Annotated in this window: 21 protein-coding genes; 9 read left to right on the forward strand and 12 right to left on the reverse strand. The window is 67.9% G+C overall.

The annotated features are described in order from the left end of the window. Positions 1–11 precede the first annotated feature (11 nt). Positions 12–587, forward strand: a complete 576-nt coding sequence (locus ACWCPQ_RS21800) for an NADAR family protein (RefSeq protein WP_449901646.1) — start codon at positions 12–14, stop codon at positions 585–587. Positions 588–639: 52 nt separating this feature from the next. Here ACWCPQ_RS21800 and ACWCPQ_RS21805 read toward each other — a convergent pair whose 3' ends face one another. Further along, a complete protein-coding gene (locus ACWCPQ_RS21805; RefSeq protein WP_449901648.1) occupies positions 640–1,032 on the reverse strand; it encodes a VOC family protein in 393 nt (130 codons plus the stop codon). A gap of 144 nt (positions 1,033–1,176) precedes the next feature. Here ACWCPQ_RS21805 and ACWCPQ_RS21810 point away from each other — a divergent pair, with 144 nt between their 5' ends. Together ACWCPQ_RS21810 and ACWCPQ_RS21815 are read left to right on the forward strand one after the other, a co-directional pair. Next, positions 1,177–1,773, forward strand: coding sequence for a TetR family transcriptional regulator (locus ACWCPQ_RS21810; RefSeq protein ID WP_449901649.1), 597 nt, complete (start codon positions 1,177–1,179; stop codon positions 1,771–1,773). A gap of 101 nt (positions 1,774–1,874) precedes the next feature. Further along, a complete protein-coding gene (locus ACWCPQ_RS21815) occupies positions 1,875–3,083 on the forward strand; it encodes a cytochrome P450 (RefSeq protein WP_449901651.1) in 1,209 nt (402 codons plus the stop codon). A gap of 6 nt (positions 3,084–3,089) precedes the next feature. Here the strand turns inward: ACWCPQ_RS21815 and ACWCPQ_RS21820 are convergent, their stop codons facing one another. The 7 genes from ACWCPQ_RS21820 to ACWCPQ_RS21850 form a co-directional block, all read right to left on the reverse strand. After that, complete coding sequence (locus tag ACWCPQ_RS21820; protein ID WP_449901653.1) at positions 3,090–3,509, reverse strand: hypothetical protein; 420 nt, start codon at positions 3,507–3,509, stop codon at positions 3,090–3,092. A gap of 104 nt (positions 3,510–3,613) precedes the next feature. Beyond that, positions 3,614–4,477, reverse strand: a complete 864-nt coding sequence (locus ACWCPQ_RS21825) for an ESX secretion-associated protein EspG (RefSeq protein ID WP_449901655.1) — start codon at positions 4,475–4,477, stop codon at positions 3,614–3,616. Then, entirely contained in the window at positions 4,474–5,739 is a 1,266-nt protein-coding gene (locus tag ACWCPQ_RS21830) for a hypothetical protein (RefSeq protein WP_449901658.1), read from the reverse strand. The genes ACWCPQ_RS21825 and ACWCPQ_RS21830 overlap by 4 nt, the downstream gene beginning before the upstream one ends. A 2-nt stretch (positions 5,740–5,741) precedes the next feature. Next, the gene (locus tag ACWCPQ_RS21835) at positions 5,742–6,122 is read right to left on the reverse strand and encodes a hypothetical protein (protein ID WP_449901660.1); all 381 of its coding nucleotides are present in this window, start codon (positions 6,120–6,122) and stop codon (positions 5,742–5,744) included. 62 nt (positions 6,123–6,184) lie between these two features. Then, positions 6,185–6,766 (reverse strand): DUF3558 domain-containing protein, encoded by a 582-nt coding sequence (locus ACWCPQ_RS21840; RefSeq protein ID WP_449901661.1) that lies wholly within the window; start codon positions 6,764–6,766, stop codon positions 6,185–6,187. A gap of 144 nt (positions 6,767–6,910) precedes the next feature. Beyond that, positions 6,911–7,171, reverse strand: a complete 261-nt coding sequence (locus ACWCPQ_RS21845) for a DUF397 domain-containing protein (RefSeq protein ID WP_449901663.1) — start codon at positions 7,169–7,171, stop codon at positions 6,911–6,913. Beyond that, positions 7,168–8,211, reverse strand: coding sequence for a helix-turn-helix domain-containing protein (locus ACWCPQ_RS21850; RefSeq protein WP_449901893.1), 1,044 nt, complete (start codon positions 8,209–8,211; stop codon positions 7,168–7,170). The genes ACWCPQ_RS21845 and ACWCPQ_RS21850 overlap by 4 nt, the downstream gene beginning before the upstream one ends. Between ACWCPQ_RS21850 and ACWCPQ_RS21855 the strand changes: the two genes are divergently transcribed. Both ACWCPQ_RS21855 and ACWCPQ_RS21860 read left to right on the forward strand, forming a co-directional pair. Next, positions 8,210–8,596: a hypothetical protein gene (locus ACWCPQ_RS21855; RefSeq protein WP_449901920.1), complete on the forward strand. Its 387-nt coding sequence runs from the start codon at positions 8,210–8,212 to the stop codon at positions 8,594–8,596. The genes ACWCPQ_RS21850 and ACWCPQ_RS21855 overlap by 2 nt on opposite strands. Continuing rightward, entirely contained in the window at positions 8,593–9,165 is a 573-nt protein-coding gene (locus tag ACWCPQ_RS21860; protein WP_449901665.1) for a hypothetical protein, read from the forward strand. Before ACWCPQ_RS21855 ends, ACWCPQ_RS21860 begins: the two co-directional genes overlap by 4 nt. Positions 9,166–9,174: 9 nt before the next feature. Here ACWCPQ_RS21860 and ACWCPQ_RS21865 read toward each other — a convergent pair whose 3' ends face one another. Further along, positions 9,175–9,828, reverse strand: coding sequence for an AIM24 family protein (locus tag ACWCPQ_RS21865; protein ID WP_449901667.1), 654 nt, complete (start codon positions 9,826–9,828; stop codon positions 9,175–9,177). Positions 9,829–10,120: 292 nt separating this feature from the next. Between ACWCPQ_RS21865 and ACWCPQ_RS21870 the strand changes: the two genes are divergently transcribed. From ACWCPQ_RS21870 to ACWCPQ_RS21885, 4 genes are all read left to right on the forward strand, one after another. Then, entirely contained in the window at positions 10,121–10,696 is a 576-nt protein-coding gene (locus tag ACWCPQ_RS21870) for a hypothetical protein (RefSeq protein WP_449901669.1), read from the forward strand. 190 nt (positions 10,697–10,886) lie between these two features. Next, positions 10,887–11,690, forward strand: a complete 804-nt coding sequence (locus ACWCPQ_RS21875; RefSeq protein WP_449901672.1) for an SDR family oxidoreductase — start codon at positions 10,887–10,889, stop codon at positions 11,688–11,690. Beyond that, entirely contained in the window at positions 11,687–12,520 is an 834-nt protein-coding gene (locus ACWCPQ_RS21880) for a DUF72 domain-containing protein (protein ID WP_449901674.1), read from the forward strand. The genes ACWCPQ_RS21875 and ACWCPQ_RS21880 overlap by 4 nt, the downstream gene beginning before the upstream one ends. A gap of 144 nt (positions 12,521–12,664) precedes the next feature. Next, entirely contained in the window at positions 12,665–14,620 is a 1,956-nt protein-coding gene (locus ACWCPQ_RS21885; protein WP_449901677.1) for a GMC family oxidoreductase, read from the forward strand. A 12-nt stretch (positions 14,621–14,632) separates the two neighbouring features. Here ACWCPQ_RS21885 and ACWCPQ_RS21890 read toward each other — a convergent pair whose 3' ends face one another. Genes ACWCPQ_RS21890 through ACWCPQ_RS21900 form a run of 3 tightly spaced genes read right to left on the reverse strand, consistent with a single transcriptional unit; the run spans position 14,633 to position 17,728 of the window. After that, positions 14,633–15,007 (reverse strand): DUF742 domain-containing protein, encoded by a 375-nt coding sequence (locus tag ACWCPQ_RS21890; RefSeq protein ID WP_449901679.1) that lies wholly within the window; start codon positions 15,005–15,007, stop codon positions 14,633–14,635. Further along, positions 15,004–15,420 (reverse strand): roadblock/LC7 domain-containing protein, encoded by a 417-nt coding sequence (locus ACWCPQ_RS21895; RefSeq protein WP_449901682.1) that lies wholly within the window; start codon positions 15,418–15,420, stop codon positions 15,004–15,006. The genes ACWCPQ_RS21890 and ACWCPQ_RS21895 overlap by 4 nt, the downstream gene beginning before the upstream one ends. After that, complete coding sequence (locus ACWCPQ_RS21900) at positions 15,398–17,728, reverse strand: nitrate- and nitrite sensing domain-containing protein (RefSeq protein ID WP_449901684.1); 2,331 nt, start codon at positions 17,726–17,728, stop codon at positions 15,398–15,400. The genes ACWCPQ_RS21895 and ACWCPQ_RS21900 overlap by 23 nt, the downstream gene beginning before the upstream one ends. Positions 17,729–17,781 lie beyond the last annotated feature (53 nt).

The raw sequence follows: 17,781 nt of genomic DNA on the forward strand, positions 1-17,781 counted from the left end.
GAGTCGACCGGATGACGGTCCGGAGTGTCGGTGAGTTGCTAGCCGTGGTGGCAGACGGTGATCCAGTGAAATATCTGCCGTTCTGGGGCCACCGCCCCCGCCCGGACGGAACGATCGGCGCGGGCTGCCTGAGCCAGTGGTGGCCCGCGGAATTCACGGTCGACGGGTCGGTCTTTCCGACGGCCGAGCATTACATGATGTGGCGGAAGGCGAATCTGTTCGACGACACCGGGATCGCCGCACAGGTGCTGGCGGCCGACAGTCCGGGAGCGGCCAAGGCGCTCGGGCGCCGGATCGCCGGATTCGACGACGCGCTGTGGGAGATGCACCGGTTCGGGATCGTGGTCGCGGGAAGTATCGCGAAGTTCGGCCAGCACGCGGAACTTCGGCGCTTTCTGGTGAACACGGGGGACCGGGTGCTCGTGGAGGCCAGTCCGATGGACCGGATCTGGGGGATCGGGCTGGCGGCCGACGATCCGCGGGCGGCCGATCCCGCGCAGTGGCGGGGATCGAACCTGCTCGGGTTCGCGCTGATGGAGGCCCGGGCGGTGCTGCGTGGATCGGTGAACGGGCAGGTGGCCGGGTGACGGCGCCGCAGTTACGGCACCATGCCCGGTACCGCCGACCGGTCGGGGCGGTTCAGGGGCGGTGGGCCCGGATATCGACCGGACGTCCGTCCGGGTCGTTGGCGGTCATGGTCCACTGGGTGGGGAGTGTCTCGATCGGTCCGGCCGGGAGCCCGGCACCCATGATCCGTTCGCGTACCTCGCACAGCTGGGCGTAGGTCGCCAGGCGCAGGCCCCATCCCGCTCGTCCGAGGGGGTCGAGCTCGGTGGACGGTCCGGTCGTGGTCTCGACGATCGCCAGGTGGTCGGCACCGCCGACGTCCAGGACCGCGATGCGCGGATCGGTGGCGGATGCGGGCCGCTCGAAGGCCAATCGTGCCCCGAGCACTCCGGTGTAGTACGCCACGAGCTGGTCCAGGTCCGTCGTGGCCAGCGTCAGATGGTTGATCCCGAGGAGTTCCGGCATGGTGACCCGAGCGTAGAGCCCGGCCCGGCTCGCGTCCAGGGTGTGTTCTGTCGGGCCGGTGTGCGGGGGCGTTGCTGGGCGCCCGCTTTGTCCGATCCGGTGTGCCTTACGCTGCTCTTCCAAATGGCGGTGAGCGGAGGATGCATGGTCAGCGGGAACGAGCCGGTGGGTCGTCGGCGGGATGCTTCGGCCACGCGGGCCGCGATTCTGGCGGCGGCGCAGGAATTGTTCGCTGAACGCGGGTACGAGCGCGCCACCGTGCGTGATATCGCCACGCGGGCCGGAGTGAACCAGGCGCTGCTGTTCCGGTATTTCGGTAACAAGGACGAACTGTTCCGCGCGACGATGACCGATCGCGGCCGTTCGGTGCTCGATGCCGGGCCGGTGGACGCATTGCTGTCCCGGTTGCTGGAGCGAGCGCTGGAGCCGAACGAGGCTGTTTCGCCGGGTAATTGGCTACAGGCCGCGCTGCGATCCAGCGGGCACGAAGAAGGCGCGTCGGTGATCCGGCGGGAACTGGGGGAGGAGTACATCCGGGCGCTGTCGACGCTCACCGACGACGGCGACGGGGAGTTGCGCGCGGACCTGTTGCTGGCCTGGCTGCTGGGGATCGGGCTGGTGCGGTCGGTGCTGCATCGGGAGCCGCTGCACAGTGCGGATCCGGGGGAGGTCGCCGGGTATGTGCTGCGGGCCGCGGGGGTGCTGCTGGAACACAACGACGCGAAATTCCCTCCGGTGTAACGCTGCTACGTCGTTGACGCCACCTCCGCGAGACCCTTACCCTGCCTAAGTAAGCAATCGCTTACACATCGGAGCCGCCGGGCGTCGGGAAAGGGAGACCTATGACCGTGAACACCGAGGTACGCCAGTACCCCTTCGGCGAACCGGTTCGCCTCGATATGGATCCGCTCTTCACGACATTGCGCCGGGAAGAGCCCGTCTGCCGGGTCGAGCTACCCTACGGCGGCGAAGGATGGCTGGTCACCCGCTACGAAGACGTCAAACTGGTCCTCGCCGACCCCCGGTTCAGCCGGGCGGCGACCGTGGGCCGAGAGGACCTGCCCCGCGCCACTCCCGCACCGCCCCGCCCGGACTCGCTGCTGAGCATGGACCCGCCGGAGCACAGCCGGCTGCGAAAGCTGGCGGCGAAGGCGTTCACCAGCCGCCGGGTGGCCGAATTGCGTCCGCGCACGCGGGAGATCGTCGACGAGAAACTCACCGCGCTCGAACATGCCGGTGCGCCCGCCGATCTGGTGGAAGGTTTCGCGCTGCCGCTGCCGGTCACCGTGATCTGCGAGATGCTCGGTGTGCCGCCGCGTGATCAGCACCGCTTCCGCGATTTCTCCGACGCGATCCTGTCGACCACCGCCTACACCCGGGAGCAGATCGAGAGCGCCCGCGATTGCCTGGAGACCTATCTCGCCGAGGTGGTCGCCGAGCGCCGGCAGCGGCCCGCCGACACCGACGATCTGCTCGGCGCGCTGGTCGCCGCCCGCGACGAGGAAGACCGTCTCAGCGAACCCGAACTGGTGAATCTCGGTGTCGGACTGCTCATCGCGGGCCACGAGACGACCGCCAATCAGATCGCCAACTTCACCTATTCGCTGCTCACCCAGCGCGAGTACTGGGAAATGCTGCGTGCGGAGCCGGAGCTGATCCCGGGCGCGGTCGAGGAACTGTTGCGTTTCGTGCAGCTCGGCGCCGGTGCCGGACAGCCCCGGGTGGCCACCGAGGACGTGGTACTCAGCGGTGTCACCGTGCGGGCCGGAGACGCGGTGTTCGTGAACACCCAGGCCGCCAATCGCGACGAGGCCGTATTCCAGGATCCCGAATCTCTCGACCTCACCCGGCAGCGCAACCCGCATGTGGCCTTCGGCTACGGCGCGCACCACTGCCTGGGGGCGCAATTGGCGCGCGTCGAACTCCAGGTCGCGTTGGAGGCCCTGCTGGAACGGTTTCCGGCGCTGCGTCTGGCGACACCGCTCGACGAGATCCCGTGGAAGTCGGGCCTGCTGGTGCGCGGCCCGAAACAGCTTCTCGTGCAGTGGTGAGCGAGCTCAGAACAACTGTCCGGCGGCGAAGCCCGCGAGCAGCACCGCGAAACCGCCGATCTCGCCGACGATCAACGCGACCAGCACGAAGCGGAACGACGGCGGTGGGTTGTGCATCTGGTTCGTGGTGTCGCGCAGGACGCCGTGCCGGATGTAGTTCGCGATGGTGATCACGAACATCAGCACCAGCAGCCCGGCGGCGGTCGCGTCGACCGCCGCCGGCCACGCGGAGTATTCGACGAAGACCGCGATCATGGCGGTCGCGAACGAATAGAGCAGGGCGGATCGATGGGCGATGTCCACGTAGGGATGCGCCACACCCTCGGGCGAACCGACCATGGCCTGCCATTTCCAGACTCCCAGGCCGAGCGCTGTCGTGAAGAGCAGGCCGGCGGCGAACAACACCAGCGCGGTGGGTGCACCCATGTCGTGACACCTTTCATGATCATGTCGTGACAGGGTGAAGTATGTCCCCACCGATCGTTGCGCGCGACCGATGTGAAGTTCCGATGTTTCGGCGATGAGCCGGGTCAGGTCGGCCGGCCGCGCGTGCCGCGTTCCCGGTGGTAATCGTCGGCGGCGTCGAAATCGTCCCGGGGGAGGTCACGGTGGGTGCCGGGCCGGGAGTTCGCGGCCGGGCGCACGTTCACCATCGCCTGCCGCAGCCGCCGCGTGATCGTCTCCGCGGAACCGGGGGTGAGGGTGAATTCCTCGTTCGTATGGTTGATCAGCAGGTAGCGGCCGTCCTGCGGGAGGTAGTCCATCCAGTGGAAGCCGTGCGGGTTACCGGTGGGCCGCGCGTCGATCGCCGGCCCGGCGAACACGCCGATCTCGCCGATACCGGACCGGGGGCGCCGGATGATCCGGTTGATCTCCTCGGTGCGGGAGATCCGGGTGGGGTGGCGGGAGTATTCGATCTTCCCGATATCGGCGCGCACACCGTGGACGGTGGGGTAGCCGCCGGTCGCGCAGCGCGGCAGATATGTGACGATCTGTGCCGCCAACTGCTGAGCCGGTAGCGATTGCAGCACGACATCCCCGCCGTAGTCCTTCGTCGGCCCCGGCGCCTGCACAGCGAGGGTGGCGGATTTCCCGTGCACGCCCGCATGCATCCGCACCACCCGTTCGAAGCCGCGGTCGTACATCCCGTGCACTTCGACGCGCACCTGGGGTTCGAGCAGCGTCTCCAGCGTGCGGAACAACCGCTCGTCGGCCAGCTCCGCCAGCCGCCGCGCCGCCGCCAGCCGGACCCGCTCGTACTCGTCGAACGTCGGCGGTGTCTCGGTGGGCCCGAGCGGCAACACCCGGATCGGGTAGGGCAGTCGGTCCCGGCCGAACGCCCGGACCGCCTGGGCGAACATCTCCCCGTCCAGGCGCCACTGTGGATCGTTCACCCGCCGATCACTCCGCCCGGCGGCAGTGCCGGCGGCTGGGTGCCGAGCAGTTCACTACCCCGGTCGTACACCAGATAGTCGGGAATCTCGTGCTCGTCGTCCTCGTCGCCCTTCTTACCGCGCGCCCCCGGCGACATCATGCCCGGCATACCGGTGCGCCCGGCCCGGTTCGCCGCGCTCGTCGAAGCACCCGCCGGGACCCCGGTGGTGGACTTCGGCGCACCCTGCACGGTCTGACCGGGCACGAAGGGGGCGGTGGTCTGCGGTGTGCCGGAAGGGTTTCCGGACGGTGTGCCCGACGGGTTGCCCGGTGAGGTGGTGGTCGGGGTGCCGGTGGTGAGTGCGGGGGAGGTCGGCGTTTCCGGCGTGGTCGACTGCGGCGTCGTACTCTGCGGCTCGGTGGCCTGCGGATCCTCTTGTTCGGTCCCGCCCTGATCCTCGGTTCCGTCCCCGGTGGGCGGGTCGTCACCGGTATCGGTGGGCTCCGGTTGGGTGGCCGGGCCGGACGGTATCGACGGTCCCGGCTGCACCGGCTGCTGAGGTGGGGCACTGCCGTCGTCGACGGCCTTCTTCGGCTCGGGGAGCACGGGGGTTCGGCTGTCCACGTCGGTGGCGCCGGGCTCGTAGTAGGTGGTCATCACCCAGCGGGCGGTCTCCTGGGCCTCGTCGGCCCGGTACTGCGGGCTCTTGAAGGTATCGCCGAACGGCAGGTTGTTGATGACCTTGTCGCCGAGGGTTACCGAGTCGGGTTCGCCGACAGACGCTTTGGCCTGGGCGAGATGGCCCTCCATCAGATCGAGGCCGTGAGCGACCATCTGGAAACTCGCGGCCAGGGAGGTGAAGGAGGCACAGAACTCGCGGACGCCGTTCACTGCGGCGGTGCCGGACTGGCCGTTCCAACCGGCCTCCAGGTCGGCATTGACGCCGTCGAGGAACTCCTTGTTCGCGGTCCGGGCCTTGTCGGTCAGGTTCCGCCAGGCGGTTGCTTTGTCGTTGATGAGGCCGGAGTTGACGTCCTTCAGCGCATCCCAGATCTGCTGGTGCGTCATGGCCGCAAAACCGTCTTTTTCCAGGATGGCCGCGGGTGCGAACTGCCCGCCGAACTCGCCGACCAGCCCGGCCCATTCCCCACCGAAGGCGGCGCGGTCCTGGTTCCAGGTGGCATTTTCGTTCTCGGCGCGCGAGGTGTCGTCGCTCTTGTTCTTGGATGCTTGATTAGAACCGTCAAGAATCGGATTGAGCCATTGAGAGAAGGTGGACATGGCTATGCTCCCGCGTTGCCCAGCGCTGTGGAAGTGGATTGGTCAATGTCCGCGACCTGCCGCGTGGACAACTCGAAGGTCTGCTTCATCAGCGTGACGATGTCGATCGCGGCCTTGAGGCGGTTTGCAGCAGAATCCGAATCCTTCGCAGCCTTACCCGCGAACTTGTCGCGGAGTGCGGTCGCAGACTTCAGCCCACCGAAGCCGTCTACAAATTTGAGGCTGTCGGTCTGTCTCAGCATGTCGTCGAGTTGATTCAGGAATGTGTCGCAGCGCTGCATCAGTTTGCCGCCGATTTCTGCGTCCATTCGCAGTTCACCGCTCTCGGCCTGAGTCTTCAAGGTTTGCCATTGCTGGAGCATGGCGGCCTGTTCCTGGCTCACAGTCCCCCCTTCCGAAATTCTCCGGTTCGCCGCGTGAACGAGGCGGCTTCATTTCCAGCGCATCACTCCGGGAGGTATGGCTCGAGCGCCTGCGCGTGGCGCATGGCCAGTCCGCACGGCGGAGACTCCGGCAGTGAACTGCGCTCGCTGTAACGCCAGTCCGTATAAACGGTGAGCGCACCTGTGGCCATCGGGAGGCTGACATAGCAGCGACGTATCGGCTGTTCCCCATCGCCAGGATGAAACTGGAGGCCGGATCGGCCGTTCACCTGCACCGGGCTGAATCCGGTGACCGAGGTGTTCGCCCGGATCTGGTCCAAGTTGTAGGTAGTGGCGCCGACGCCTATGTAGTACGGGTCCTCGACCGCATCCCAGGCGCACATCTTCCAGGCTGCTCTGTCGCCGGGTGCGTCGAAGTCCGTATCCTTGCTGGCTGGGTCTGCGCCGGTGGCTGTGAGCGCCTCGACGGGCAGGTCCGAGCACGGATTCCATTCGACCTGTTGTCCGCCTGTTGCGGTGTTCGCTTCCCCTGCAGCCGATTCACCACCAAGCGTGGTGCCGCACCCCGTGAGCAGGACGAATGCCATGACTGCGAGGACCGGTTTGCCCTGGATCCCCGGATGCGCTTTCTTCGCGGTACGCATGCCCCTCCTGCTACGACGTGTGAACCTTCCACACAGAATCCGATCTCACGATACCGGGTAGCTTCCTGGCTCAGTACGCCATCTGCATTCGGTGAACAACCAGCTACTTCTGCTTGTGACCTCGGTCCACTGCATGGTCGTGCTCTATTCGACCTCCACTCGGCAAGTAGAGCCGGGTGCAGTGCGTACTCGTCGCGCGGACAGAACGTCAAGTTGCCCGGTGCGTACATCAGTCGTGAAGGCCGACCACGCGTGCGAACCGAATATCAATGCCGACCCGTCTGAGCTCTTCGAATCCCGCACGCCCACTCGATTTTCATCCAGCCAGGCCACCTCGACGCACTCGTTCGCCGGTCCGCTGTACGACGATTTGAACCACTGTGCTTCCGGTAAGCCGTTGGTCACTGCTCGTATCTCCTTGCCATCCGCCTGAGCAAGTCCCTCGAGGGTTGCTCCTCCAGTGTGGCGGAGCGAAGGGATTCGTGGATCTCGCGATGCCGCCTCACATCGGCTTCCTCCTCGAAGAACATGGAACCGATCGGGTTCTCGCAGTACACGACCGCTGGTTCTGCACTGTCCGGTGGAAAGTCGATGACGATATACGGCAGTACCGGAACAGCGGAACCTGGAAACCCTGCGGCCGACGGCAACAGGCGCACGGTGACATTCGGCCGCGTACTCATATCGGCGATGTGGCGGAGTTGGCAGGCCATCACCCGGTGCGAACCGACGACCGTGTGCAAAACACTCTCGTGGACTATGAACTCGGCTGCGATGGGCTTGCGCTGCCGCGTAAGGATCGCCGCTCTCCGCATTCGGACTGCCACTCGTCGGTCGAGGTCTTCGGGCGTATCGCCGGGTAGTACGGGTCTCTCGACAGCATTGGCATAGCCCGCCACCTGCAGTAGGCCCGGGATGATCAGCGGCTGATACGAGCGCAATTCGGCGGCACCCGATTCGAGCCCGAGATACGTGTTGTACCCGGAGAGCAACAAATGCCGTGAGGCCTGCCACCACGATCTCGTGGCCGACTGCTGCGCTAGAGCTTTCAACTCCTCAATGCGCTTTTCGGAGAGTTCGTACAGCCTCCCGAACCCCTCCACATCCCGGAGTTTGACCTTCTCGTTCTGTCCCTTCTCCAGCCGGATGAGCGCGGTTTTGCTCATCTCCATCTCCCGGGCCGCTTGTTCGAGGGTGAACCCCACCCCCTCCCGTGCTTCGCGCAGGGCGCGGCCGAGCTGCCGCCGCGGCAGTGTCGAACCGGGCCGATCGCTTCCAGTCACAATTCCCCTTCCCCTGGTCGGTCCGCAACGGCCCAGCTGAAAGTCCGTTCCGGACGACGCCGCGCGGTCGACCGGACTGTGGTCTGCGTGTACGGGCGAGCTGAATTGTGCTGTCCCGCCGGGCCGTACGGATGCGGCGTGCGGGCAGCAACATAACCACATGGCCGAGCAACACGGAAGCCCGCTGACCAGGGCGATACGACAGAATCCCGATCGGAGATCCGGCGCGGAAGACGCCGGGGCGCGGGCCGGGTGGGCGCGGGTGGTTCCTGGGCCGTGGGCCGGGACCGACGGCCGTTCGGCGCGGCGTGACGGGTCGCGGGCTGTGTGCCGTACCGAGGCCGCGGGCTGCCTGGCGGTGTGGCGGCTCGACCGGTACTGCGTCCGGATCATCGAGGTGCGTGATGAGCGGGGGAGCCGGATATCGCCGGTGGGGGCGCCCGATCTGGCGGAGATGCGGGAGCTCTGCCCGGATCTGGCGCCGCTGTGGGACGCGGTCCGGCACGATCTGTGGGCCTCGCTCTCCGTCGTGGCCGGTCGCAGATGACCGAGATCCGTTATCCCGACGACGAGTCCATCGATGAGATCACCGCCCGCTATCTGCTGTCGCTGCCCACGCCGCTGATGCCGATGCTGTACGGGTTCCGTTTCGACGGCCGGGTCATCGACGCCGATTGTGCGGCCGTCGACCTCACCGGCGATCGCGGGGAAAGCGAATCCAATCCGATCCATGTGCGCGCGGCGCAGCTGCGGGAGCTGCTCGGGCCGGGGATGTTCGGTTTCGGATTGGTTTTCGTGGTGTTCGCCGATCAGCTGGCCGACCGGCCGGAGAACCGGCACATCCCCGCTCAGGTGCGCGTGGCTGCCGGACAGCTGCCCGGCAGCGACGATCTGATCGTGGCCGCGATCATGGACGCGACCGGCCGGCAGTGGTGGGCCGTGGTCGGACGGTATCTGACCGAACTGGACCCGGTACGTATCCATCTCCCCGCGACGCCACCGGAGCAATGGCGTATCGGTGTGGCGCTGGATGCCTCGCTGTGGACCGCGGCGCTCGCGCTCGACGAGGCCAACCATCCGCATCTCGTGCGGCTGCGGACGGTATCGGAGCCGTGATCCGGCGGATCAGGCCTCGCTGGGCTGGACGATGACGAAACCCTCACCGTCGAGCCGGAGCTGGAACACCTCACCCGAACCGCCGCGCACCATGGAACCGAACGATTGCGACCGGTTCAGCGAGGTCTGCAGGTTCGCGCTCCAGCCGACCACGGCGTCCGTGTCGACGAAAACCGGTGCCTGCGGATGCACCGGAATGATGATCGGCGTACCCGCGCAGACCAGTCCCAGCCGCCCCTGCCCGGTGAAGACACAGTTGAACAGCCCGCCCCCGGCCATACCGACGCCCTGCACCATGCGGATGTCGTAGTGCAGGGTCGAATCGAACACCAGGACGTTGCTGCCGTTGAGGGTGAGCGCGTCGCCCTGGACGAGGTCGACGATGAAACAGTTGCGGTCGAAATGCGCGAACCACGCTTCGCCCTGACCGCGCACGGTCATCAGCGGTACCCCTTCGCCGGTGAGCGCGCGTTGCAGGAACTTCCCGACGCCCTGCCCCTTCTTCTCGAACCGCAGGTCGCCGCGGAAGGCGACCATGGAACCCTGCCGGGCCAGGCATTCACCGTTGACGGCGTATTTCAGGGATTTCGCGCTCTGCGCGGTCAGGCCCGGCGCTGTCGCGGGCCGGGCTGTGTTCTCCGCGGCGAACAGGTCACTCTGCATGGATCGTTCCTTTCGTGGCGGACGCCGGATCCGCTGCCGGATCGCTGTTCGCCATCGGCGCCCCCGGTGTTCCGTTCGTGACCGCCCACCCGGATCCGGCCGGCGACACCGGCCAGCATATTGGACGTTCTCGCCGGCCTGCCTCGTTCGTGAGTTCCGGAAGTCTTCCGGATCGAGGGAACCGGACGGTGATCGGTGGCGTCGGATACAGGTGATGAGACCTGTTGTCGAGACTGGGGGTGGGACTGTGCGTCACTCGATGGTCGGCCGGCGAAACGGTGGCCGCCACCCGGTGCCGGGGATATCGTTCACCGCCCCGGACGGGCCGGGTGGTGGCCCCTGGGCTTTCGAAACCACTCCGCTGCGTCCGGAGTTCCGCGGGGAGCACCTGGCGGGTAACCGGCAATGGGGTGGCCGGGCCGTGCGGTACCTGAGCCCCGCGGAACGCGACCCGTTCCGTTTGTTCGCCGACAACGGTCTGCTCTACACGGGTCGGCATCGCCCGCTGGATACGACGCATACGCGCACACTGTGGACTCCGCAGGGCGGCCGCGCCATTTTCGTGATGGACGACAAGGGGCAGTTCTACGCTTCGCCGTACCACCTGCTCGGCGAATTCCACCATTCCAGCCTGCTCGCCGGGGCGGCGGTGGCGGGCGCCGGGGAGATCGGCGCGGTGGGCGGCCGGGTCGTACTGATCTCCGATCACAGCACCCATTACCTGCCCGCGCGGCGGTTCACTCGGCAGGTCGTGGCGGGCCTGGCACGGCAGGGGCTCGCTGTCGGCCACGTGGAAATCGAATACCACAGTCCGCCGGATACGGAACAGGACCGAGGCCCGGCCCCCGGGAATCCCGCTCGGGGGTAGCCGCCGGAGCCGGACGTCCGGGCCCGCGCTCCTCGGCACCGTGGTCTCGCCGGTGCACGGCTCCGCTCCGCCTCGGGCGTATGCGGTCGGCTGCGGCGGTGCCCTCGCCCCGATGGCGGATCCGTTAGATTGGCGAACCGGGTGGCCGCACCACCCGGTTGACCACGGATCGTCGAGGATAGGTGTCTTCATGACCAAGACCGCACTGGTGACGGGAGCATCCTCGGGGATCGGCCGGGCGACGGCCGCGCTGCTGGTGCAGCGGGGATATCGGGTGATCGGTACCAGCCGCGACCCCGCGGCGATCGCCGAATCGGCCAGGGTCGCCGGGGTGGAGTACCGCGCTCTCGACCTCACCGACCGGGCGGGTATCGAACAGTTCGGAGCCGATCTCGGGCCGGTGGACGTACTGGTCGACAATGCGGGTGAAAGCCAGTCGGGGCCGATCGAGGAGTTGCCGATCGAAGCGATCGAGCGGCTGTTCCAGTTGAACGTGTTCGGGGCGGTCCGGCTGGCCCAGCTGGTGCTGCCCGGGATGCGGGAACGCGGATACGGGCGGATCATCATGGTCGGCTCGATGCTCGCGAGTTTCCCGCTGGCCTACCGGTCGTCGTATGTGGCGACGAAAGCGGCGATCAAGGGATTCGCGGACGCCGCACGGCTGGAGACGGCGCCGTTCGGGGTGTGGATCAGCACCGTGGAACCAGGATCCATCGCGACCGGAATCGGTGAACGGCGCACCAAGTACATCGCCGAGGATTCGGTGTACGCGGCCGATTTCCGGACCATGATCGCGCGGCTGGACAGCAACGAGAAATCGGGAATCTCGCCCGAACAGGTGGCCGAAACCATTCTGCGGGCGATCGAGGCCCGGCAGCCGAAACCGCTCTACGCCCGGGGCAGCCGGGCGCCCATCGTCTTCCTGCTGCGGCGGCTGTTGCCGGCGTCGGTGATAGAGAAGGTCGTGGCGAGGATGCACGGGTTGAAACGGTGAGCCCGCGGCTCCACGTCGGCTGTGCCATGTGGACCCATACCGCGTGGCCGGTCACCGGCGACAAACTGCGCGGGTACGCACAGTGGTGCAATGCGGTGGAAGGGAATACCACCTTCTACGCCGTCCCGGCCCGGCGGACCGTGGAGAACTGGGCGAATCAGACCGACCCGGACTTCCGGTTCGTGATCAAACTGCCCAAGACCGTCACACACGAACGCCGGCTGTCCGGGGTGGACACGGAACTACGGCAGTTCCTGGACACCATGGAACCGCTCGGGTCGCGGCTGCACACGCTGTGGGTGCAATTGCCGTCCTCGTTCGGGCCGTCGGATCTGGGCGCGCTGGCGATGTTCTTCCGGAAGCTTCCGCCGGGGTTGCGGACGGCGGTGGAGGTGCGGCATCCGGAGTTCTTCACCGACGAGGGCGCCGCGGCGCAACTCGAACGGCTGCTGGGGCGGGTCGGCGCCGAATGGGTGCCCTTCGATACCACCGTCTTGTTCGCGGCGCCCGCCGCGAGCCCGGCCGAATTCGAGGCCCGGTCCAAGAAGCCCCGGCTACCGCGCCGGATGAAAGCCCTGACCGGCGCCCCTGTCGTCCGCTACCACGGCCGCGACGACAGCGAGGTCACGGTGGCGGGATGGCGGCCGTGGGTGGAGCAGACGGCCGATTGGCTACGCGAGGGCCGGTCGCCGACGGTGTTCCTGCACACACCGGACAATGCGTCGTCGCGGGATCTCGCGCGCCGTTTCCACGACGAGGTACGCACTCTCGTTCCGGATGTCGAACCTCTCCCGGACCCGGCCGAAGCCGAGCCGATGACTCTCTTCTGATCAGCGCCGCAGCTCTACCCGCCGACCATGAAGTAAATAGCGGTTCTTTTGACGATTTCGAACAATCACCTGCTTTGACGCCTATTTGTAAGCGCAGATTCACCGAACGTGATAGAACTTCGGCAATCTGAAAGGCGGATGGGTATGAAGGCGACTGCCAAGCAGCGTGCCGCGCTCGGCACGATCTGCGATACGTTCGTGCCGGGGGACGGTCGCACATTGCCGTCGGCGACCGAAATCGGTGCCGTGGAAACCGTATTCGAACTCCTGGGGCGCAACCCCCGGGCGGCCGAGGCCGAGCAGCTGGCGATGCTGCTCGATATCTGGGATTCCCGACTGACCGGGCTGCTCACCGGCCGGGGTCCGCGCCGGTTCTCCGGACTCTCCCAGGCCGACCGCGAGCGGGCCCTGCTGCGTCTGGGCGACTCCCGGATCGGTGCGGTGCGGGCGGTTTTCCAGGCGCTCAAAGGCGCATCACTGCTGGCCTACAACGTCACTCCGGGACCCACCGGCTTCCATCCGCTGTGGAAGGAGATCGGCTACCCGGGGCCGCCCGGGCCGTTGCCGACCGCCCCGCAGCCCGCGCTGTCGCCGCAGCGGATCACCGAACCGGACACGCTCACCTGCGATGTCGTGATCGTGGGTTCGGGGGCCGGTGGCGGGACGGCCGCGGCGGTACTCGCCGAGGCCGGGCTCGATGTGATCGTCGTCGAGCGCGGCGGCTATTACGACGACCAGGATTTCGGCGCCGGCGAACTCGCGGGCCTGCAGCAGCTGTACGCGCCGGGACCGTCGGCGTCGGCCGAGGGACAGATCACGCTGGTCGCGGGAACCTGCCTGGGTGGGGGCACGGTGGTCAACTGGAGTACCTCGCTGCCGACTCCGGACGGCGTACGCGAGGAATGGGCTGCGGTGGGCGCCAGGCAGTTCGGGGAAGCCGAGTTCACCGAATCGCTCGACGCGGTGACGAGCCGGCTCGGGGTGAACGATCGCCGCTCGATCCTCTCGGCCCGCGACGGAGTCCTGGAACGCGGCGCCACCGCCCTGGGCTGGGCGGTGGACCCGTTGCCGCGCAATGTGACCGATGCCTGCGACGCCGGGGTGGAATGCGGTCGATGCGGAAACGGCTGCCGGGTAGGAGCGAAACAATCGGTCACCAAGACCTGGCTGGCCGATGCCGCCGCGCGGGGTGCGCGGTTGATCGTGGACGCCGACGTGCGCCGGATCGAGGTGCGCGGCGGCAAGGCCGAATCGGTATCGGTGCGCACCACCACGGGGATCGAGTTCGATATCCGGGCACGCGCGGTCGTGGTGGCGGCAGGCGCGATCCAGACCCCGGCGCTGCTGAAGCGATCCGGGCTGGGTAACGAGAACATCGGGCGGTACCTGCGGCTGCATCCGGCAGCGGCGGTGTTCGGCGTATTCGACGAGGAGATCCGGCCTTGGGAAGGCGGCCTGCAGACGCGTATCTGCCGCCGCCACGCCGATCTCGACGGCAACGGCTACGGCGTCATCTACGAGACCGGGCCGCTGCATCCGGGCCTGTCCACCGGGTTCATGAGCTGGCGCGGCGCGGACAACCATCGGGCGAACATGCTGGATTTCGGTCGCTCGAACGCGATCGGCATCATCACCCGCGACCGCGATCCCGGCATCGTGAAGGTGGATCGGGACGGACACCCCACCGTCGAATACCGGATCTCCGATTACGACGCCGCGCATCTGCACACCGGGATCGAGGGCGCGGCGAGCATTCTCGAGGCCGCGGGGGCGCGGCGTATCTTCTCCGGTCACCAGGCCGGGATCTCCTACGAACCGGGGGTGCGGGGATCACACGAGGAGTTCTCCGCCGCCGCCCGCGCCGCGGGCTACGGGCCGGGACGATGCTCGCTCGGCGCCCTGCACATCATGGGTTCGGCCCGGATGGGCGGTTCGCCGGAACTCTCCGCGACCGATCCCGACGGCGCGACCTGGGATGTGAAGAACGTCGTCGTGGCCGACGCGTCGTGTTTTCCGACCTCCTCGGGAGTCAATCCGATGGTGTCGATCGAGGCGATCGCCCATATGAACGCCAAGCGGCTGGTGGCCCGGCTGACCTGAGTCGGGCCGGGATCAGCCGCCGCGCAAACTGTTCGCGATGGTCCGCAGCAGGCCGAGATCGGCGGTATCGCCGGTCTCGGCGGGCGCGCGCACCAGGATCCGGCCGTCGTCGACCAGATCACCGACGAGGATCTTGGTCAGCGTGAGCGGAATCCGCAGTTGCGCCGATACCTCGGCGACCGACTGCGGCACCCGGCACAGGCGCACGATATCGACATATTCGGGTTCGGGCCGCCGGGAAGCCAGACCCGGCGACGCGTCGACCACCATGGTGTCGAGGGTGAGGTCGGTCCGCGAGGCCCGGCCGCGGCCCCGGGTCAGTGCGTAGAGACGTACGACGGGACCGGCGTCCTCCTCGTCCCAGTCGTCGTCGTGCGGCCCGCTCATGGCTGCGGCGCGCCGCTGTGCTGCGGGCGCGAGTCGACGGCCAGATGGCTGCCGACCCGCTGCACGGTTCGGTTCATCTCGAACGCCACCATGCCCATGTTGGCGGATTCGGCGGCCAGCAGCGCCAGACAGGTGTTCCCGCCGGCGGCGGTGATGAACAGGACGGCGCGATCGAGTTCGACCACGGTCTGGCAGACCCCGCCCGCGTCGAAATGGCTTCCGGCGCTGCGGGCCAGACTGTGGAACGCCGAGGCCATGGCGGCGAATCGTTCGGCTTCGGTCCGCTCCAGCCCGGCCGAATGCCCCATGAGGAGGCCGTCGGTGGAGAGCAGGACCGCGGATTCGGCGTCCGGCAATCCGCTCACCAGTTCTTCCAGCAGCCAGCTCAGATCAGTGCGCGGAGGAGTTGTCATCGTCGCCTTCCTGTCGGGTTCGATCAGTCGTGGCCGGGTCGGGGCGGGGGTTGCGCCCCGACCGGGTGCCGCCTTCGATGGCGGCCATCAGATTGCGAGCCTGCTCCGGTGTGCGCGCGGGAGGGGTTTCCTCGGCGACCGGGGTCTCCGCGGGCCGGGGATCGGCCTGCTGTCGCTGCCGGCGCGGTAGCGCGGGACGGGTCCCCGTGCCGGATGCCGCTGTGCTGGTGGCCTGCTGGGTGGTGGATCCCGGCGCGGACCGTGCCGCCGCGGTGCCGTCGTCGGCCGGTGAGGCGGTGGGGTCGGCCGGTGCGGGACTCACCACCGCCGCGTACGCGGGCGCGGCGGGCGGCTCGATCGTGTTCGGGGATTCGATGAGCGTCGCGGGGATCAGCACGACCGCCTTGATCCCGCCGTAGACCGATTCCGCCAACCGCACCGAGACACCGTGGCGGGCAGCCAGCGTAGCGACCACGAACAGGCCCAGCCTGGTCTCCCCGGTCAGGGCCGCGACACCGAAATCCGGTGGCTGGGCGAGCAGTTCGTTGCGGTCGGTGATCTCGTCCGCGGTCATACCCAGTCCGCGGTCGGCGACCTCGACCGCCACCCCGCGGCCCACGACGGCGGCCGAAACCTCGACATGGGCCTCCGGCGGCGAGAAGGCCGTGGCGTTCTCCATCAGCTCGGCGAGCAGATGGATCAGGTCGGCGGTGGCCGCACCGGCGATACTCAGATCCGGGATCTGGCCGGTGTGGATCCGGGTGTAATCCTGGCTCTCCGCCCCCGCGCCCCGGATGAGATCCCACAGCGGAACCGGTTTGCGCCAGCGCCGGCCCGGCTGTTCACCGCCGAGGACGATGAGATTCTCGGCGTGACGCCGGGCGCGGGTGGCCAGATGGTCGAGTTCGAAGAGGAGTTCGAGCTGGTCGGCGTTCTCCTCGCGGCGCTCGGCCCGGTCCAGCAGGGCGAGCTGGCGGTGCACGGCGAGCTGGTTGCGATGGGCGATATTGAGGAACACCGTCCGGAACCCGGCCCGGGTCTTGGCCTCGGCCACCGCCGCCGAGACCGCGGCGACCTGGGCGCGGTTGAACGCGTCGGCCACCTCGCCGAGTTCGTCGGTGCCGAAGTCCAGGTGCGCCACCTCGGCGGTGGTATCGATCTCGGCGCCGCTGTCTAGACGCCGCATGAGATCGGGGAGCCGATGATCGGCCAGCTCCAGCGTGTCGTCGCGGAGCCGGCGCATCCGCGCGATGAATCGGTTCGCGCCGATGAGCGCGGCCAGCAGCGCGACCGCCGTGACGATCAGCACCACGATGCCACCGACCAGCGATATCCCGGCGGTATCGGTGCCCTCCGCGCGCGCGATGGCGTGCGCATCGCGGCTCTGGCTCTCCCACAGGCTCAGCAGGGCCCCGGTGACCCGGACGGAGGCCTCCTGCCAAGCCGGTACGGTCATCGGCAACGGTGGCGCCTCCGCTTCCGCGGACTGCTCGTCCTCGGCGCCGGTTCCGGTGCTGCCGTCGGTCGCCGTGGCGATCACGGGCCCGCGCAGCACCACCGCGTCCTGCATGGCGATCACCTGGTGCCAGTCCGCTGAATCCGTGATGGCCTGGAGCTGGGCGAGCCGCGGTCCGGTGAGCACCGTCGCCGAATAGGCCACCTGCGACCGGACTTCGCCGGTGTAGCGGGTGAATTCGAAGAGCTGCTCGTGGGTCAGCTCACCGCGGGTGAGGGCGACAGCGCCGAGGGTATCGGCCTGGGACAGCGCTTCGGCGGCCCGCAATGGTTCGACGCCGTAACCGAGCGCGATACCGAGTCCGGCGTCGGGCGCCACCCGGGCCGCCACCATCGACGCCTTGAAGATGGTGCCGACCACGGTGCTGAAGAAATCGAACGCCTCGGTATGGGGCATGGCCCGCGCGTCGATCGCGGTGCGCACACCGGGGACCCGGTTGTAGAGGGGGCGGAAGGTTTCCAGCTCGGCGGCCGAGCCGTCGGGGTTCAGACGCTGGGCCGCTTCACCTTTGGCGATCACGGCGGCGAGGGCGATATCGGACCGTTTCCGGGCATCCACCAGGCTGTCGGCCGCATCGGGATCGCCTGCCAGATACAGCAGCGACAGCCGGCGCTCCTCCTCGAAGGACTGCACCATCGAGATCACCGGTGTGGTGGTGCCGCTGATCAGATTGGCCCACACCGTGGAGGTCACACTGGCCTGGACCAGATACCCGGCGGCCCCGACGCCCACGATCACAAGGGTGACACTGGTGATCAGCACGATGGAGAGCAGCCGGGCGCGGATGCCCATCCGACCGCGAGTCGCGTCTGCGCCGGACCGGAATGCCCTGACCAGTGATTCGG

The sequence above is a fragment of the Nocardia sp. NPDC001965 genome, assembly GCF_053594175.1.

What these genes read in the sequence shown, in the direction of transcription:
- ACWCPQ_RS21865 (WP_449901667.1), bottom strand. Translation starts at nt 9,828, where the DNA reads ATGCAGAGTGACCTGTTCGCCGCGGAGAACACAGCCCGGCCCGCGACA.
- ACWCPQ_RS21855 (WP_449901920.1), top strand. Translation starts at nt 8,210, where the DNA reads ATGGCCGAGCAACACGGAAGCCCGCTGACCAGGGCGATACGACAGAAT.
- ACWCPQ_RS21800 (WP_449901646.1), top strand. Translation starts at nt 12, where the DNA reads ATGACGGTCCGGAGTGTCGGTGAGTTGCTAGCCGTGGTGGCAGACGGT.
- ACWCPQ_RS21850 (WP_449901893.1), bottom strand. Translation starts at nt 8,211, where the DNA reads ATGTGGTTATGTTGCTGCCCGCACGCCGCATCCGTACGGCCCGGCGGG.
- ACWCPQ_RS21805 (WP_449901648.1), bottom strand. Translation starts at nt 1,032, where the DNA reads ATGCCGGAACTCCTCGGGATCAACCATCTGACGCTGGCCACGACGGAC.
- ACWCPQ_RS21890 (WP_449901679.1), bottom strand. Translation starts at nt 15,007, where the DNA reads ATGAGCGGGCCGCACGACGACGACTGGGACGAGGAGGACGCCGGTCCC.
- ACWCPQ_RS21820 (WP_449901653.1), bottom strand. Translation starts at nt 3,509, where the DNA reads ATGGGTGCACCCACCGCGCTGGTGTTGTTCGCCGCCGGCCTGCTCTTC.
- ACWCPQ_RS21885 (WP_449901677.1), top strand. Translation starts at nt 12,665, where the DNA reads ATGAAGGCGACTGCCAAGCAGCGTGCCGCGCTCGGCACGATCTGCGAT.
- ACWCPQ_RS21895 (WP_449901682.1), bottom strand. Translation starts at nt 15,420, where the DNA reads ATGACAACTCCTCCGCGCACTGATCTGAGCTGGCTGCTGGAAGAACTG.
- ACWCPQ_RS21810 (WP_449901649.1), top strand. Translation starts at nt 1,177, where the DNA reads ATGGTCAGCGGGAACGAGCCGGTGGGTCGTCGGCGGGATGCTTCGGCC.
- ACWCPQ_RS21875 (WP_449901672.1), top strand. Translation starts at nt 10,887, where the DNA reads ATGACCAAGACCGCACTGGTGACGGGAGCATCCTCGGGGATCGGCCGG.
- ACWCPQ_RS21860 (WP_449901665.1), top strand. Translation starts at nt 8,593, where the DNA reads ATGACCGAGATCCGTTATCCCGACGACGAGTCCATCGATGAGATCACC.
- ACWCPQ_RS21900 (WP_449901684.1), bottom strand. Translation starts at nt 17,728, where the DNA reads ATGGGCATCCGCGCCCGGCTGCTCTCCATCGTGCTGATCACCAGTGTC.
- ACWCPQ_RS21815 (WP_449901651.1), top strand. Translation starts at nt 1,875, where the DNA reads ATGACCGTGAACACCGAGGTACGCCAGTACCCCTTCGGCGAACCGGTT.
- ACWCPQ_RS21830 (WP_449901658.1), bottom strand. Translation starts at nt 5,739, where the DNA reads ATGTCCACCTTCTCTCAATGGCTCAATCCGATTCTTGACGGTTCTAAT.
- ACWCPQ_RS21840 (WP_449901661.1), bottom strand. Translation starts at nt 6,766, where the DNA reads ATGCGTACCGCGAAGAAAGCGCATCCGGGGATCCAGGGCAAACCGGTC.